Source organism: Pseudomonas sp. 1176_21 (assembly GCF_052850635.1).
On the sequence record NZ_VXCV01000026.1, the window covers coordinates 1 to 2,436 of the forward strand.

2 protein-coding genes are annotated in these 2,436 nt (G+C 63.6%); both read left to right on the plus strand.

Going from position 1 to position 2,436, the window contains the following annotated elements; translation table 11 throughout:
* Nucleotides 1–1,012: AMP-binding protein (locus tag FW760_RS25880; protein WP_446444104.1), on the plus strand; the 1,012-nt coding region annotated here is incomplete at its 5' end.
* The coding region (locus FW760_RS25885) for a condensation domain-containing protein (RefSeq protein ID WP_327781610.1) at nucleotides 1,012–2,436 on the plus strand (1,425 nt) is incomplete at its 3' end. The genes FW760_RS25880 and FW760_RS25885, both read left to right, overlap by 1 nt.

Genomic DNA, 2,436 nt, shown 5'->3' on the forward strand with positions numbered 1-2,436 from the left:
CGAGGCCCTGCCGGTGGACGCGCAGCAGCAGGTGTTCGCCAAGTTGCCGAACGCCGGCCTGTACAACCTGTATGGCCCTACCGAAGCCGCCATCGACGTGACTCACTGGACCTGCCGCGAGGAAGGCAAGGATGGCGTACCGATCGGCCAGCCGATTGCCAACCTGCAGACCTACATCCTCGGCGACGACCTGGGGCTGTTGCCGGCGGGCGTCACCGGTGAGCTCTACCTGGCCGGCGAAGGCCTGGCGCGGGGTTACCACCGCCGCGCCGCACTGACTGCCGAGCGCTTTGTCACCAGCCCGTTCGGCGAAGGCAAGCGCCTGTACCGCACCGGCGACCTTGCCTGCTACCGCGCCGACGGCGTGATCGAATACCGCGGGCGTATCGATCATCAGGTGAAGATCCGCGGCCTGCGCATCGAGCTGGGTGAAATCGAGGCACGCCTGATGGCACTCGACGCCGTGCGCGAAGCGGTGGTACTGGCGATCGAGGGTGCCACCGGCCAGCAACTGGTGGGGTATGTGGTGCCAAGTGCTGGTACCGGGCAGGACGACCTGCGCGAGCACCTCAGGCACGCACTGAATGCACATCTGCCGGACTACATGATCCCGGCGCAATGGGTATGGCTGAAGCAGATGCCGCTGAGCCCGAACGGCAAGCTGGAGCGCAAGGCGCTGCCCAAGCCCGATGCCAGCCAGCTGCAACGCGAATATGTAGCCCCGCAAAGCGAGCTGGAGCAGCGCATTGCTGCCATCTGGCAGCACGTGCTCGGCTGCGAGCGCATCGGCCTGCACGACAACTTCTTCGAACTGGGTGGACATTCCTTGATGGTGATTCGCGTGATGTCACGCATGCAACTGGATGTGGGGATACAGGTGAGTCCGCACGAGCTGTTCCAATTCCCTGTCCTGGGTGATTTCACTGCACAGGTGGCGCAACTCGGTGCCCAGGTCGACACCACGAAACTCAGCAAACTCGAAGCACTGTTCGACGAATTGGAGGAAGTGTGATGGACAAGGACATGGCTGCACGGATCGCCAAGCGATTCATCACCCTCCCGCTGGACAAGCGCAAAGTGTTTCTAGAAAAAATGCTCGGCGAAGGCGTGTCGCCGGCCAACCTGCCGATCCCGCAGGTGCAGTCGGAGGTCGAGACGGTTCCGCTGTCCTTCGCACAGGAGCGTCAGTGGTTCCTCTGGCAGCTGGAGCCGCAGAGTGCGGCCTACCACATCTGCATTGCGCTGCGCATGAAGGGCCCGTTGAACGCGAACGCGCTGGAGCGCAGTTTCAACGCCCTGGTGGCACGCCACCAGGCCCTGCGCACCACCTTCACCCAGACCCACGACGGCCCGGTGCAGCGCATTGCCCCGCACCTGACGCTGGAAATTGCGCGTCATGTGCTGGACACCCAGACAGAGGCGGCGGTTCTGGCCTTTGTCCAGGCGCAGACACAGGCCCCGTTCGACCTGGAGCACGGCCCTCTGTTGCGCATCGCGTTAGCATCCTCGGCGCCGGACGAGCATGTGCTGGTGCTGGTTCAGCACCACATCGTGTCGGACGCCGCCTCGCTGGAGATCATGGTCAGCGACCTGGTGCAGTTGTATGCCGGCTACAGCCAGGGGCGCGAGGTGACGTTGCCCGAGCTGCCGATCCAGTACGCCGACTACGCCATCTGGCAGCGACGCTGGATGGAAGCCGGCGAACGTGAGCGGCAGTTGCAGTACTGGACTGAAAAGCTCGGTGGCGAGCAGTCGGTGCTGGAGTTGCCACTGGACCGCCCGCGCCCCTCCGAGCAAAGCCACCGCGGAGCGCGCCTGGATGTCGACCTCGATCACACCGTCGCCCAGCGTCTCAAACACCTGGCCCAATCGCACAACGTGACCCCTTTCATGCTGTTGCTGGCCTCATTCCAGACCCTTCTGCACCGCTACAGTCGTCAGGCGGACATCCGTGTCGGCGTGCCAGTGGCCAACCGCAACCGGGTCGAGACCGAGGGTCTGATCGGCTTCTTCGTCAACACCCAAGTCTACAAGGCCGACTTCAGCACCGCATCGAGCTTTGAGGCACTGTTGCAGCAGGTGAAGCAGACGTCGCTCGAAGCACAGCAGTATCAGGAGTTGCCTTTCGGCTACCTGGTCGAAGCGCTGCAACCCACCCGCAGCATGAGCGTCACACCGCTGTTCCAGGCCATGTACAACCATCGCGGGCTGGTCAATGAAACGCGGCAGGCATCAGACCACTCGGATGCGCTGCAGGTCGAAAACCTGCAGTGGGACACCCACAGCGCGCAGTTCGACCTGACGCTCAACACCGCCGAATCGCCGACTGGCTTCTCGGCAAGCTTCACGTATGCCACCGATCTGTTCGACGCCGCGACCATCGAGCGTCTGGCCCGGCACTGGCAGAACCTGCTGCAGGCGATTGTCGCTGACCCG